Source organism: Arsenicibacter sp. R0_47, assembly GCF_057652235.1.
In genome coordinates this window covers 1-13,743 of the sequence record NZ_JBYFCJ010000057.1, presented here as the reverse complement: position 1 = coordinate 13,743, position 13,743 = coordinate 1, and the positions used below count along the sequence as shown (strand labels likewise).

The window sequence follows — 13,743 nt, the reverse complement described above, 5'->3', positions numbered from 1 at the left end:
AAGCCCTGAACAGTTTGAGCAGGAGTATTATACTAAACTTGCAAGTTCAGTGTGCCGCTAAACCGGACCACCTCACTTGTTCCCTTTTTAAGAGTATACCTGTTTCAAGACATTTACTTTTATCATTAAATACTGATTTACGTAAATCAGTATTTAATGATAAAAGTAAATCATTTTTACAGTATATCAGTATTGCATGAAATGTACATTCTTGCTACCTTGCCCCTGAATAACAATTGTCTTTTATGATATTATCTGTAACAAGTCTGAAAGGAGGAGTTGGTAAATCAACCGTCGCACAGAATCTGGCAGTCTGTTTTGCACATTCAAACTATAAGGTCTGTATTGTCGATGTTGATACCAACCAAAGTGCCTTGCGGTGGTCAGGCCTGCGGGATGAAGAGATGCCGGCCGTTCCTGTATTCGGACTCATTGACGGTATTGAGCTGGCAAAGAATGTCAAGCAGCTTAACAAGGATTATGAAATCGTTATAATTGACGGCACTCCTTCACTGTCTCAGGTGACCAGCAAAATTATCCTGCTGGCTGATCTGCTCATTATTCCGATTCTGCCAAGCGGGCTGGATATCTGGGCAACCGAAAAATTCATTGAGCGCTACCAGGATGCCGAATCGCAGAAGGAAGAGCATATACCTGCCTATTTTCTCATTAACCAGAACCAGACGACGAACCTTTCCCGTGATGTCAGGGATGTACTCGAACAAACCGGTATCCCCGTCTGGCCTTCCAGCCTCAGAAACCGCATTGCCTACAGGGAAGCAGTCATTAAGGGACTGGGTGTTTATGAATATAAGGACGATAAGGCAAAAGCTGAAATCATCGCGCTCTTCAAGGATGTAAAAAACGCAATCAAGAAAATCAACAAAACCCGTTAATCAGGATGGCAAAGAAAGACACCGGCCTTAAAGCTACACTCAGTAATCTGGGCCCTAAAGTAGCGGTTAAAAAATCAGAGATTGATATTGAAAAAACTGACGCTGTTGCCAAAAAGATTCATGCTGACAGAACTAGTAAAAAGGATGGCAAATGGGTCCGGATCACGACCGATCTGCCGGAAGAAGAGTTCATCCGCTTTAAGGTAAAGCTGCTTAAGGAAGGCAAAAACCGCAAGGGGCAGGAAGTGATCCGGGAACTCATACTTAATTATATTGATCAGTAATTACTGATTAACTGAAATCAGTAATTCCGCATTTACGGTATTCATCATAAACTGATTTTACGGAATATTAAGAATACCTCACAGGATGTCAAATCATTAACTTACAGATAATTATGAATAGCCTTGATGATATAAAAGAGCGTTATCCCAATCTGCTGTCTGTACAGGAACTAAGGGACAGGGTTTCCATCATGGAATTAGCGCTGTATTATGGCTATCAGCCGCAGCTCAGGAAAGGCCGCAGCCGCCCTGTGCTGACGCATCCGGAATACAACGATACCATTATCATCAAAAATCCGCAGGATGCCGGCCGGCAGGTATATCAGCGCGCCGGCGACTTTACAGACTCGGGCACAATTATTGACTTTATCCGTAACCGGCTCACGGGCATTTTTTCCGGATTCAACCGGCCGGTAGAGCATGAATTCAAAAACGTTACCGGCGTACTGTATGACTACCTGAGTATTGACCCGGCTCAGGTAGCCAGAAAGCGGCCGGTGGCAACTGAACGGAAGGCAGAAAAGGAAGGACAGCCATTTACCGGCGAGCTGTTTGATATCCGCCCGCTGGAAGCCGGTAACTATTTGCTCAAACGACAAATTGAGGCTCAGACAATTGACTCTCCGGAATTTGCCGGAAAGGTCGTTTCTCAGGTTACTTACTTCGACACTGAACGGAAATGTACAGAAAGCTACCGTACCGTTCAGCAGCATCCTGAGCGCAGCTACCGTACCTTCACAAATGTAGCTTTCCCCTATTACAATGGTTTATCGACGGAAGTAACGGGACTTGAACTTAGGAACGACAATGTGAAACTGCATGCACCGGGCAGCGACCGGCACAGCAGCGTATTTGTGTCAAATCCTCCTGAAAAAGTCAGTAAAATATATCTGCTGGAGAGCGCCATTGACGCGCTTTCACATAAGCAGCTGCGGCTGAGCCGGGGTGACAACCGGTTTGATTCCGTCTACTTTTCGACCGGTGGCCAGCTGACACCTGAGCAGATCAATACCATCACGCGCTATATTCATTCCTTTGAGCGGACAGCGGACTGGAAAATTTATTTAGCTTTCGACAACGATGTGAAAGGGCACCTGTTTGACCTTATGTTCATTCAGCAGCTTACAGCTACAAAATTCCCGCTCACCAGAACCATTGCGGTAAACAGCTATATCGGGTATATACTGCCCGAAGAACAGCAGTACCGCTGGCTGCGGGATGAGCTGATAAAGGAGATTAGTGCCTGTAATAAAGCTATACTCACGCAGTTTGCGGCCGGATCCGCTCAGCAAATGAATGATCGGCTTATCGATGCCGGCCATAACAGCGGACAGTATGTTGTCAGTATTCCGCAGGCAACCGGCCCGCTATCGGCATTCAGTAAATCGCTGCTGAAAATAACCGGCTTCAACGAGCGGATCGTTATGGAAAAATCAACAGACAAGGATTTTAATCAGGAGCTTATCCGGCAAAAGGAAAAGCTTTAACTAAGTGCATAGCCCACTCTCCGGCATGTACTCTGTCTGCATTCCATTCAATACGAAACAGGCCGAATCAACCCATTCCCGGTTGTGCATGTTACTTCACATAGATGGGTAATTTTGCCGATACATACAAAATCCGTCACTTGAAGATCATTAGCTGCCAATTGCCTTTTCAATCTGCTTACGATATCGCTTCACACTGGATATACTGATACCCGTTAAGCTTACGATTTCAGCTACCGAAAGCCCTCGTTCCAGCGCTTTCTTCACTTTAGCAAACTTTTCGGCGTTCAGTCCGGCAGGGCGACCAATGTGTTTACCCTTTGCCTTAGCCAGTAGTTGACCCGCTCGTGTTTTCTCCAGAAGACTCTCCCGGTCATACTCGGCCAGGGCAGCAAAGATTTGCAATACTAACTTACCTGCCGGTGTGCTGCTGTCTACACCCAGGTCTAATGCCTTAAAGTGAATACCTTTCTGAGCAAATTCTCCTAACAAGCTAATCAAATGGTCCCGACTACGCCCTAAACGGAAGAAACGAGCCACCATAACGGTATCTCCTGGGCGCAGTTGGGTCAGCAGCGTGTCCAGAGCCGGACGGCTGGTACTAACACCTGTGATTTTGTCCTGGAATATTTCGTCACAACCTGCCCTTTTAAGGGCTTCCAGCTGGGTATCCAGATTCTGATCCAGCGTTGATACACGAGCATAGCCAAAAACTTTGTTCATCAGCTCAAAAAGTTAGTGTCACAAATATAAATCTATATTTATTTCGGGACCTACTTTTTGAACCCTGTTTTTGGTAGCCGGGCAGGAGGATGTGCCGGGCTAAAGTCCGGTTCAGAAAGGTATGGCTTTCTGAACGTTTTAGCATAGCCGGATTAGAACTCGTCGGGACGATCGCGTTGCCAGCGAACGAACCTGCTTCAATTCACCGATCAAACTCAATGTTACTCAACAAACCGACCGGACCTATCTGGCGCAACGGGCGGATGATCACCTGAAAGTCATTCATATGTCTGCTGATAAAGTTGACATTCTGCTCTGGTCAGACTACTTTCGGATACCTACCGGATTTGTCAGATATGATTACTTGCTCTGATAAAAAACAAGCCTGATTTAAATGTCTATGCACAATCATACCCTTAACCAACACTTTTCAACTCCGGATATTCTCGACCTGTTCACCTATCATTCCATCGCCATTGAAGGTTGCCAACTTTCATTAAGTGCCGTTAAGGAGTTAATGAATGCTAAACCCACGCCGGTGTCTTCATACGATGAGCTGATGGCGATTGATCATTATCATGCCCTGAACACTATTCTACAGCAAGCCACCTCTAAACCCGACATCACGCCTGCATTTATCCGTACAATCTGCGCACAGGTCATGCAACACACAGGGGGGATTGTTAATACAGTTATGGGTACCTATAACACACAAAACGGCGATTTCAGACTCGGAACCGTCCGTACAGGTAGCCATACATTTCCACACCACCAGAAAGTACCTGTTCTGATGGATCAGTTATGCCGCCACGTCAATCAGGAAATACGCCGTGTGAAGACCGTTCGGCAAAGGCTGGAACTGGCCTTTTACCTCCATTTCCACATAGTCTCCATTCATCCCTTCGGCGACGGAAACGGACGGACAGCACGGCTGTTAATGAATTATGTCTGCCAATACTTCGGGGTGCCACTTGCACTTGTCTTCCGGGAGAACAAAGCCGCCTATTTTCAGGCACTTCAAATCTCGCGTCAGCAGGAGGACATCACCTTATTTAATGCCTTCATGCATCAGCAATATCAGCGATTCCGGCACGACAAACAGAGCGACAACGCTCCGTAGGATTATGCACATAAATGCCATTTCCGGATGAGTCGTTTGCGCCGCCTGACTGGTAAATACTAAATACCGGTTATACAAAACGAGCATTTAATACATTATGAATTCCGAGGTAATACCTTCGTTGCGGTAATACCTGCACCGGAGTAATACCGGTATTACCGCAACAAAACCAAAAACGAGGTATTACCGGTAATACCAAGGTAATACCGACACAAAAACCTTATTTCGCGCGTGTCTGAGCGGTAATACCGCCATTTTCTGCATAGGTATTACCCGAATGGTATTACCTCGGAAACAAGAGCATATCAGGAATACATACGCGGTTTGACAATTTCTCATCTGGTTGCACAAAAAATCTGATCAGCTTCTATGTTGTCTGTTGTGCAGGGGAATAATCCCACCTACTTTAAAACGTGAATTCTGACCACTGATCTTTCCGGGAAATAAATGACTCAGCTTTATAAGTGGAGGGTAGCTGACACATTCTGGGTATATCCGCCACGTGATGCCTATAATTGACTAATAGTTAAATAGTTATAGAGATTTAACCACTTATACTTTGAAGCATGTTCATCCTTTGGGTATATAGCTTAGAAAACGACTCAAAAAGCAGCATTCCGCAATAATTTTGCCTAAAAAGGTGTTTTTGGGACCTAAAAGCATCAAAAATTTACGCTTTTACACGTGCCTAAATAGCAAAATGATTAGCGGCTATAATCGGTCGTTAAAAGCATAAAATTTCGCATAAATATTTGATATAAAGTCGGTTAAGTGCTTTACGTGGCGGAAAAGGCGGTTTTGTGTTAACTACCCCCCAATTCACGATCGGACCGCCGCCGCGGCAGCATCTTGAATGGAGCCTTTTGCATACGATAATTCGACGACCATTTCCTTGAAGGCATCGTCATACATACGTCGTTTAACCATAGTCAACTTGGAGTTTGTCCCCAAATCTGCCTAAAAAAAGTCTCCAGTCAAATGTAGGAAGTCCAGTTTTGATGCGTTCTAAGAAACTGTTCATACTTAACTTATATGGTACATGCCCACAATCCGGGCAACGCCTTTCGTGCCGCTTCCGTCAGAATGGCTTGGCCGTTCATGCGAAAGCCATGGTTGTTGCTGTTCTTTAGTCCGCGTTCTAACTTGGCCTGTTGGGTGTTAGTTGAAACGGATATGTCTATTCATATTATTATCATAATTTATAAAATAATATAAACTAATTTTAATTTAATATATTCTTGAATGTCAACTAGTTGATTTTAAATATTTAGTTTGATGTTTAGTTTAATATTAAGTTTTTTTTCTGATAATAATATTGAGTTTTTTTTACCGTTGATTTTTAGTTTATATTGCAGCTGTTATTATTCTTACTAATTAGCCGGCAAGGTTATTTATGATTTACACTACAGGAGGTATCAAAGGAGGAAGCGGGAAAAGTACCGTGGCTACAAACCTTGTTATTTTATTAGCTGCCAGAGGAAGGGATGTACTTCTGGTCGATGCCGATGATCAGGAGACAAGTACCGATTTTACGGCTCTGCGGGAAGAACGCACGGACAGTAAGGCGGGCTATACAGCTATTCAATTGTCAGGGGCAGCTATTTTAAAGCAAATTCCCAAATTAGCCGGACGCTACGAGGATATTGTCATTGATACAGGTGGTAGGGATACCGATAGCCAGCGGGCTGCACTGACTGTTTCAGATATCTACTTAGTACCTTTTAAGCCCAGAAGCTTTGACGTATGGACCATTGAAAAAGTACAGAGTTTAGTCGGGCAGGCGCAGACAATTAACGCAAAGCTCAAAGCTTTTGTCTTTTTAAACATGGCTGATCCGCGCGGAGAAGAGAATATTGAAGCCGCTGAACTCTTAAAGCAAACCGAACCGCTTACCTTTGTCTCGGTAAGTCTGGGCCACCGCAAGGCCTTTGCCAATGCGGCTGCTAATGGCCTTGGTGTGCTGGAGCTTAAGGGCGATGATAAGGCATCTGTTGAGTTTAAAAACCTGATTTATCACATCGAACAATCGCTAACCCCTGCTTGATATGCCTGTAGCACCCAAACCCAAAAGCCGCAAGGCCACTGCCGGATTCGATGATCAGAAAGCCCTGGATTTTATTCGTCAGGGGGGGAGTCAGCCGCAGGGCGAACAGCCGGCAGAGCTCCGGCCGGAGCCTGTTAGTACCAAGGGACGCCATACCACGAAAACAGATCCGAATGATCAGGTATCGATTTCAATAAAGCTCCTGGTGAGCGAGCGTAATCAGATCAATGAGAATCGGGCCAAACGCTCCGGACGCGATAAAAAATCGCTGGAAGGCTGGATTATTGAAGCAATAACCGAAAAACTTGAACGTGAAAATAAGCGTAAAAATCAAACCCGCTAACAGGTTTAATAGTAACTCTGATTTTTATGCTTAATAGATATTTAAATTGTTTTATTTCAGTGCTTTACCAGCCGTAATCCAAAACTGGTAAGGTGATTGAAGTCATTATCCATGGTATGAAGTTCCATATCAAAATAGAGTGCTGTCGCTGCAATCCACAAATCATTTTTCCCCATGTTGCGGGCGGACATCCCGGGTGGTAAGGCCGCCGATGGTAACCGGCCCTGACTGAATGCATCTATCTGGGCATAAAGGCCGGTAAGTGCCCGTGACACTTCGACAAGCGGATAATAATCAAGCAGTGACTGCAAAAAGGTTACCTTCTGATAGCCCCAGTCTGCTTTAAGTGCAAACGCCTCCAGTTCGCCGGCTACGACCATTGGAATAATGGCCTGAGCCGGCAGCTTTTCTAACCGGCGGATGTGATGGATAATCAGATTAGTATCAACGATCATTGTCCGGCAGCTCTGACTGGTTTAATAATTCGTCCATTCTACGGTTTTCCTCCAGTGAAAAACCAAGCTCTGGTATCAGGAAAGGTTTATGGGGGGCAATCTCACGCATAAACCTTTCTACTCCCCAACGCCGGATATCTTCCGGTTTATAAGAGTTATTACCCCGGCGCATAGGTGGGATAGGCTCCTGTGGTTTAACTGTTTCCATAGCAAATAAAGTTTTTATATTAACTTCAGCCTGTTTATAAGCTGATTACGCTTTAGTTACAGAACTTAAATGACACTTTATATTAAGCTTGTTAACAGATACATTTTCTAATGTATTATTAACGTTGATTTCAGGCTTGAATTGTACGTATTGGGGTTTTCTTAGCAATGGGACAAAGAATTACGTTAAGCGTTTCAGGCCTGTATTCAGTACCCGTATTACGTAAAAATCAGGTACATTGTTTATGGATACAACATAAAGATCAATTTTGGACACTCCTACAGTTATTCCGATCTGTACCGGAAAATCTTCGTTTTTGTAAACAAGTGAAAACCAGCAAAATTGAACATCGAATTTTCTTAGCGTAATTCTTCCCGGGCCGCCGGGCGGTCCAGTTACTAAAAGAAGCCCAGTAGCAGCGTTTGTAGGATATGGTCTGGAATGGTAGCAAAATAGGACATGAGGTAAGTTTGTTTAAGTTTTGGTCGACTTAAACTTACCCAAGACCACCCATTTCCTCAACTGTAAATCCCGTGTCCAGTAGCCTGGCGGATTTACCCGAAATGTGTTAACTACCCCATGATTGTTCTTTTCCCCCTTTATTCTTTTTTTCAACCGCCCGCCAGACATGGATGATGCTATCACTGACGGTTCGCCGCTGCGATGCCCATTTTACGAGCAACGCTAAGAATGGATTCGCCGTTGGCGACCAAGTGGAGTACATCAGCCAGCGCGGGCTGCCCCGTTGAACTCGGCAGTGTACTTTCGATGGGGTGTTGATTGTTTGGCCATTTGACACGAAGTTAATTAAGTTTCGTGTTTGGTTTTTTAGGACCATCTCAGCGTACCTAGCCAAAAACCAAACGTCCAATTTCTATGAATCCTCACTGAAACGTGAGTTAATATATGTGCTAAGAGCCGAAAGGTATGAACAGCTTCTTAGGTCATGAAATGTGCTTATGCTTACCATGTTAAGGTAGAAGAAAATTAAGTAGAAAATCAATTTGCCACAGTACCGAATGAAACTTTTCCCCCCTCAAGCTGGAAACAACCAATAATGAATGTACCGTTTTCGATGCTTACCGAAGCTCCATTAGAGGTACTACCGACTGAGTTATCAACTATTTTCCTACGATAAACCCATGAATTACCTGAACGCTGAAATAAATAGGCCGAGCCTTGTTGATCAATGTTCTCACCTATTCTATCGTAAACCGAACCTACAATAATAAAATCTCCAGAAATGTCTACGCTATGACCAAAATTATCCCCGCTAGCCCCATCTGGAGCAAGGAGTTTTGCTTGTTGGGACCATGTGGTGCCTAACTTATTAAAAACATATGCTGCTCCTTGTCCAGTATTATTATTCAGACTTGAATAAGGTGCGCCTACTACAGCATATCCATTAATGAGAGAAACACTCATCCCAAATCCATCGGAGGCATCAAAGTCAACCGAATTCGGGTTGAGTGACACTTGATACAACCATGCATTATTGACGCGAGTAAATATGTACGCTACCCTACGGTTAATATTGTTATCAAATCCACCCGTTATAATATAGTTGTCTTCGATCGCCACTGCATATCCAAGTGACCCGCTACTAGACGTAAGCTTACTTTGCATATTCCAGCTAGTACCTGTTCGCATAAACACATAAACAGCTCCAGTACTATTCGCTCCAACAACATGGCGTGGTGCACCTATTGCTAAATAATCGCCTGAGATTCCTACATTATTAAATCCAAAATTATCATTCATTCCCCCATCTGGTGCGACTAATTTCGTTTGATAACTCCAGGTACTACCTGATCGAACAAAAACATAAGCAGCACCTTGTTCGGTATTATTACCGACCTTTGCAATAGGAGCTGCTGCAACAATATAATTGCCTGAAATAGCTACACTACGCCCAAAACGGTCTTCGGAAGCTCCATCAGGGGCAACAAGCTTAGTCTGTAATTCCCAGCTATTACTATTGCGTACAAATACATAGACAGAGCCTTGATTATAACTAGTGCCAATATCGTCGGCATAAGAACCTATTGCAGCATAGTTTCCTGATATGGCAACACTATAACCGAAATAATCAAAAGGTTCAATATCCGGTGCTCTACGATCAATTGGAGGTAAATTATTTGCAGTACTAATTGCCAGCGGTAGCCAGTTCTGACCATCGTACAGGAACAGGGTATTTTTATCCAAATCAAAAACCAATAATCCAACAGCAGGACTTGCAATCACATTACGCTGGGCGGTTGTAAGTCGAGGCAATAGAAACCCTTTATCATTAGCCTTCACATCCAAAGCTGCTGATGAGTGTGGCTGACCATTTAAACCAATCTGTGCATAGGAGAAATTAAGGAGTAATAAGGTCAGCAGCAGAGCATAATAGAGAACTCTCATTATGAATGGTAGTTAATTTCAGAATCAAAAATAAAACAATAAAAGTACTTGCTGTGAATTAGTTTAGGTTAAACGGACCAAAATTGATTGTCAGTTCTTTACTCACATTGGCCAGGCAGCGATTCACAGCGCAAAATAAACTGTCCTTTTCCAGATAGTCCTCTGGCCGCAGCCATCCTCCTTTCATCTTCCGCCAGAGTGTCTCCGACAAGTTCAAATGAGGAGAGTAGGGGGCAGATAAAATACAAACAAACCACGTTGCTGCCTAGCAGCTCAATAACCCTGAATCAATGACCCTGTATGAATCCGGGCACAGTCCAGCACCACTACCGTCTCCTTACTCAGCCTCCACGAAAGCGTTTCAAGTTTGCCCACTACAAACTCAGCCGTGACCCTGTCCGTGGTGGTAGCCCAATAGCATTGGTTACTACGACTCATCAAACCAAAACAATTGAGATGGTAATCCCGACACGACAACACACTTACCTGCTCGCCTTTAAACTGCCAGCAGTAGGGTACATACCCTTCACTGCTGACCCGGCTCTCATCGCCATAAAAGAGGTCAATCAGCCCCTGTCCGGCCATCCGCTCTACCCGGTCGGCATAGACTTGGGGACAGGGCTTTTGCTGGACTAGCTTGCAGATGCGTTTGTAGCGTCCACCATGCTTTTTAAAAACCGGTGGAACGTATCACGACTAACACGCTTACCCTGTTTGGCTTCCCACTCGGCCTTAGCTAGCTGAAGTCGCTGGCGGTCGGCTTTGATTACTTCCAGGGCCACCCGGCGATCTTCCGGAGTGCTGATAACAGGTCGTCGTCCGGGTTTGGTCATCAATCCAGCCAGACCTTCCTTTTTATATCGCCCTACCCAATTATTGACCGTCATTTCGCAGGTGTTAATAATAGCCGCTACTTCTTTGGAGTCACGATCCTGAGCTTTCAACAGAATCAGTTGGCAACGCATACGCAGCGTATGGTTGGAGTCATCGCGAAAGCATTTTTACAACTCGGTTTTAGCATCCTCGCTTAAAAGGGGGTATTGATTCGACTCATAACCCTAAAATAGCATAACCTAAACTATTTTTGCAATAGTACTTATTTTCTCATAATTAAAGCTTCAGTTCTCCTTCAGATACAGGGTTGTGATACCACACTTGATTTTGTGGCTGAACATGGCCAGCTCGCGGTCGATGAGTTTATTATCGTTGGAATACGGCACGGGCTGCATGATGTATTCCGGATCAATAAAAATGATATTGAGCTTCTGGTGCACCCGGTCAGCCACCCGCTCGGTATGCTTGAGCATGTGCTCGCTGAGCGTAGTGGTCTTCATGGTTTGCAGATCATCGAAGTAGCGGTAGGTACAGTACCAGTAGCGGTAATAATGGTGGTAGTTTGACAGACAGGCCTGAAAGCGTTCCGGATGACTGCGGACCATCCTCAGCAGCTCATCGGTTTCCTTCAGCTCCCGGAGCTGTCCTTTGCCGGCCTGTTCCAGCAGTGATTTATTAAGCAGCTCATCACGGCGGCTTTGCAGATGAGCGGTGATCTCAGCCGGGCTGATGTCCCGTTTAAGAGAGTATTTATGCTTGGAATAGAACGACAGGGAGATGGCCGGCCGTTCGTAATTAATCATCTTTACGTGTTTAACCGCTTTTGCCGCCGTGTGCAGGGGTTTAAACTCATGCATCTGATCCTTGGGCAGCAGATAATATTCCAGCTGCTCATCCACTGGCGGATCGCTGATCTGGTGAAGACCGGGGGTAAGCGCCACATGCATGGCGCGTAAATGGATGCGCAGCGCGTCAAGCCACTGGGCATCAGGCAGTTCTTTTTTCTTTGCGGGCATAAAAGGGGGTATTTATTTACTATAAAGGTAAATAAATAGAAGTATTTCGCAAAATCTCCCTCCCCTTTCCAAAGAAAATCGGGCATTTTGATCTTTATCTGGTTATCAATATATTTTTTGATTGATTTAGACGGGGCGCAAATCATTGATAAACAAATAATTGCCGGAAGAAAAAGGAGGTTTGTAAGGTTTGAAAAGGAGGTTTGTAAGGTCAAAACGACCATAAAAAAGGAGGTTTGTAAGGTCAGAAAAGGAGGTTTGTAAGGTCAAATAAGGAGGTTTGTAAGGTCAAATAAGGAGGTTTGTAAGGTTTGATCCGAGAGCCAAAAAGAGATTTACGAGGCGTGCAAATAAGGGCTTAAAAGGGCTTTTTTTGCTAGATCCGAACTAAAAAAGACTTTTTTTGCCCGAATTGAGCAAAAAGCTATCCGAAACAGACCATACATCAAGCGTTTTCTGACGCAATAAATCAGTAATGAGATGGTAAAAAGGAGGTTTGTAGGGTCGCGTTATGCCTCGCTAATACCTGATTTACAGCAGAATATATTGCAAACATTTTTTTTGTAAGGTAAACGGGTAACATACAAAAAGGATTTTGCTTTAACGAACTCCTTTTTGTATGTTTGGGTCAGCTATCAAACTATACCTCCACATGGATTCAGGCCTGCGATCAGGTGACAATAAAGCCCTGCTTTTTGAGAAACGCCCGACAAACTATCAACCCAACGTATTTACTGAATCCCGGCAGGAGTTTACCGAGCTGGAGAAGAAAATTGTTGTACTGGTGGTCAACCAGATCGGGCATATGTCATTAAAAGGTAAGATTCCGCCCAACAGTAATCTGGTTTTTCACATCCCCTTTCAGGAGCTCACAAAAAAGAATTACTCGGTGATTGCAGATGCGGCTGTAACGCTCCAGTCAAAACGATTAATGTACCGGAACGATAAGACCCAGCAGCTTGATATAATCACTCCTTTTCCCCGCGTTAAGTTTGACACGATAGAGGGAAAAAAGGTGATTGAAGTGACTATGTTTGCCGACGTCGTGCCGCATTTTGCAGAGCTGGGACAGCGCTACACCAAGTACGAATGCGACATCATGTTATCTCTGCGGTCAGTCTATGCGCAAAGGATATTTGATATCGTCAGTATGTATCAGTGCCGCAGTCAGTACAGGTTCAGTTACCGGCTGGACCGGCTTATGGAAATGCTCAACTGTCCTGAAACGTACTCGTTCAATGACTTTAAAAAGAATGTACTTTTCGTAGCTCAAAAAGAACTTCAGCAGGTTGCAAAGATTGCTCTGGACTGGACGCCATCTAAGAAAACAGGTAAAAAGGTTATTGAGCTTGAATTCAGTATCAATGGCACCAGGAAAAACGCTGCTGAGGCCATTGAGCAGGACCGGCAGACAATCAGCCAGATGCCGGTTCATCAGGTTGTTGCAACTGCCTGGCAACTGATGAAAAAGTATAAGCTGAAAGACTGGCAAAAGGAGCTGATTGTTTCGGATTTCAGCCTGCTGGAAATATTCTACCGGTTAGACTCGGAGATAAGTAACGGCCTGCGCGGAGAGATCAGAAATAAAACCGCCTACTTGGTCAGGTCGCTGGGTATCGATCAGCAGAAGGCTCCGGCAAAGGCAGGAGAACCGGAGCCGGTATCTGCTCCTGCCGTGATGCTGGCTCAGGCGCCAAAATCTTCCGGATCTGTTCTGCCGCAGGGACCGGCCGTACGGTCAAATACGCCCATGTCTTTAGGGTCGATTCTGAGCGATTTGAAGATGGGTGGTTGAAGTGAGTATTCCGGCCTAAAGCAGGCCAGTTAATACGGCGATGACAAGCCATGCGTTACGGCTATATCAGGCCAGCTGTGGATAAGTGTAAAAAGGCCCGTAGTTTGGCTGTGAGTCAGATTTTCCCTGACC

General features: G+C 44.7%; 14 protein-coding genes. 7 read left to right on the top strand and 7 right to left on the bottom strand.

The genetic code is table 11. From position 1 onward, the window contains the following. Nucleotides 1-245: 245 nt before the first annotated feature. The 3 genes from parA (at nucleotide 246) to AC23NW_RS35130 (ending at nucleotide 2,667) form a co-directional block, all read left to right on the top strand. Nucleotides 246-896 carry a ParA family partition ATPase gene (gene parA / locus AC23NW_RS35140; protein WP_487455277.1) on the top strand — a complete coding sequence of 217 codons (651 nt, stop codon included), beginning with the start codon at nucleotides 246-248 and terminating at the stop codon, nucleotides 894-896. 5 nt (nucleotides 897-901) lie between these two features. After that, nucleotides 902-1,180, top strand: coding sequence for a hypothetical protein (locus tag AC23NW_RS35135; RefSeq protein WP_487455276.1), 279 nt, complete (start codon nucleotides 902-904; stop codon nucleotides 1,178-1,180). A 113-nt stretch (nucleotides 1,181-1,293) separates the two neighbouring features. Then, complete coding sequence (locus AC23NW_RS35130; protein ID WP_487455275.1) at nucleotides 1,294-2,667, top strand: toprim domain-containing protein; 1,374 nt, start codon at nucleotides 1,294-1,296, stop codon at nucleotides 2,665-2,667. Nucleotides 2,668-2,817: 150 nt separating this feature from the next. Here AC23NW_RS35130 and AC23NW_RS35125 read toward each other — a convergent pair whose 3' ends face one another. Then, nucleotides 2,818-3,390, bottom strand: a complete 573-nt coding sequence (locus AC23NW_RS35125; protein WP_487455274.1) for a recombinase family protein — start codon at nucleotides 3,388-3,390, stop codon at nucleotides 2,818-2,820. Nucleotides 3,391-3,790: 400 nt separating this feature from the next. Between AC23NW_RS35125 and AC23NW_RS35120 the strand changes: the two genes are divergently transcribed. The 3 genes from AC23NW_RS35120 (at nucleotide 3,791) to AC23NW_RS35110 (ending at nucleotide 6,897) form a co-directional block, all read left to right on the top strand. Continuing rightward, entirely contained in the window at nucleotides 3,791-4,510 is a 720-nt protein-coding gene (locus AC23NW_RS35120) for a Fic family protein (protein ID WP_487455273.1), read from the top strand. A gap of 1,393 nt (nucleotides 4,511-5,903) precedes the next feature. Beyond that, the gene (locus AC23NW_RS35115; RefSeq protein ID WP_487455272.1) at nucleotides 5,904-6,554 is read left to right on the top strand and encodes a nucleotide-binding protein; all 651 of its coding nucleotides are present in this window, start codon (nucleotides 5,904-5,906) and stop codon (nucleotides 6,552-6,554) included. Nucleotide 6,555: 1 nt separating this feature from the next. After that, entirely contained in the window at nucleotides 6,556-6,897 is a 342-nt protein-coding gene (locus AC23NW_RS35110) for a hypothetical protein (RefSeq protein WP_487455271.1), read from the top strand. 56 nt (nucleotides 6,898-6,953) lie between these two features. Here the strand turns inward: AC23NW_RS35110 and AC23NW_RS35105 are convergent, their stop codons facing one another. From AC23NW_RS35105 to AC23NW_RS35080, 6 genes are all read right to left on the bottom strand, one after another. After that, complete coding sequence (locus tag AC23NW_RS35105; protein WP_487455270.1) at nucleotides 6,954-7,352, bottom strand: type II toxin-antitoxin system VapC family toxin; 399 nt, start codon at nucleotides 7,350-7,352, stop codon at nucleotides 6,954-6,956. Next, nucleotides 7,342-7,560, bottom strand: coding sequence for a hypothetical protein (locus AC23NW_RS35100; protein WP_487455269.1), 219 nt, complete (start codon nucleotides 7,558-7,560; stop codon nucleotides 7,342-7,344). Before AC23NW_RS35100 ends, AC23NW_RS35105 begins: the two co-directional genes overlap by 11 nt. 999 nt (nucleotides 7,561-8,559) lie before the next feature. Continuing rightward, entirely contained in the window at nucleotides 8,560-9,966 is a 1,407-nt protein-coding gene (locus tag AC23NW_RS35095) for an FG-GAP repeat protein (protein ID WP_487455268.1), read from the bottom strand. A gap of 273 nt (nucleotides 9,967-10,239) precedes the next feature. Then, nucleotides 10,240-10,551, bottom strand: a complete 312-nt coding sequence (locus tag AC23NW_RS35090) for a transposase (protein WP_487455267.1) — start codon at nucleotides 10,549-10,551, stop codon at nucleotides 10,240-10,242. Nucleotides 10,552-10,598: 47 nt separating this feature from the next. Continuing rightward, on the bottom strand, nucleotides 10,599-10,931 hold the full coding sequence (locus AC23NW_RS35085; RefSeq protein ID WP_487455266.1) for a helix-turn-helix domain-containing protein: 333 nt from the start codon (nucleotides 10,929-10,931) through the stop codon (nucleotides 10,599-10,601). Between the two features lie 153 nt (nucleotides 10,932-11,084). Next, the gene (locus AC23NW_RS35080; protein ID WP_487455265.1) at nucleotides 11,085-11,816 is read right to left on the bottom strand and encodes a hypothetical protein; all 732 of its coding nucleotides are present in this window, start codon (nucleotides 11,814-11,816) and stop codon (nucleotides 11,085-11,087) included. A gap of 652 nt (nucleotides 11,817-12,468) precedes the next feature. Here AC23NW_RS35080 and AC23NW_RS35075 point away from each other — a divergent pair. Next, the gene (locus AC23NW_RS35075; RefSeq protein ID WP_487455264.1) at nucleotides 12,469-13,611 is read left to right on the top strand and encodes a replication initiation protein; all 1,143 of its coding nucleotides are present in this window, start codon (nucleotides 12,469-12,471) and stop codon (nucleotides 13,609-13,611) included. Nucleotides 13,612-13,743 lie beyond the last annotated feature (132 nt).

Coding starts and splice junctions, on each gene's coding strand:
- AC23NW_RS35095 (WP_487455268.1), bottom strand. CDS start 9,966: ATGAGAGTTCTCTATTATGCTCTGCTGCTGACCTTATTACTCCTTAAT.
- AC23NW_RS35105 (WP_487455270.1), bottom strand. CDS start 7,352: ATGATCGTTGATACTAATCTGATTATCCATCACATCCGCCGGTTAGAA.
- AC23NW_RS35100 (WP_487455269.1), bottom strand. CDS start 7,560: ATGGAAACAGTTAAACCACAGGAGCCTATCCCACCTATGCGCCGGGGT.
- AC23NW_RS35080 (WP_487455265.1), bottom strand. CDS start 11,816: ATGCCCGCAAAGAAAAAAGAACTGCCTGATGCCCAGTGGCTTGACGCG.
- AC23NW_RS35125 (WP_487455274.1), bottom strand. CDS start 3,390: ATGAACAAAGTTTTTGGCTATGCTCGTGTATCAACGCTGGATCAGAAT.
- AC23NW_RS35085 (WP_487455266.1), bottom strand. CDS start 10,931: ATGCGTTGCCAACTGATTCTGTTGAAAGCTCAGGATCGTGACTCCAAA.
- parA (WP_487455277.1), top strand. CDS start 246: ATGATATTATCTGTAACAAGTCTGAAAGGAGGAGTTGGTAAATCAACC.
- AC23NW_RS35130 (WP_487455275.1), top strand. CDS start 1,294: ATGAATAGCCTTGATGATATAAAAGAGCGTTATCCCAATCTGCTGTCT.
- AC23NW_RS35120 (WP_487455273.1), top strand. CDS start 3,791: ATGCACAATCATACCCTTAACCAACACTTTTCAACTCCGGATATTCTC.
- AC23NW_RS35075 (WP_487455264.1), top strand. CDS start 12,469: ATGGATTCAGGCCTGCGATCAGGTGACAATAAAGCCCTGCTTTTTGAG.
- AC23NW_RS35090 (WP_487455267.1), bottom strand. CDS start 10,551: ATGGCCGGACAGGGGCTGATTGACCTCTTTTATGGCGATGAGAGCCGG.
- AC23NW_RS35115 (WP_487455272.1), top strand. CDS start 5,904: ATGATTTACACTACAGGAGGTATCAAAGGAGGAAGCGGGAAAAGTACC.
- AC23NW_RS35110 (WP_487455271.1), top strand. CDS start 6,556: ATGCCTGTAGCACCCAAACCCAAAAGCCGCAAGGCCACTGCCGGATTC.
- AC23NW_RS35135 (WP_487455276.1), top strand. CDS start 902: ATGGCAAAGAAAGACACCGGCCTTAAAGCTACACTCAGTAATCTGGGC.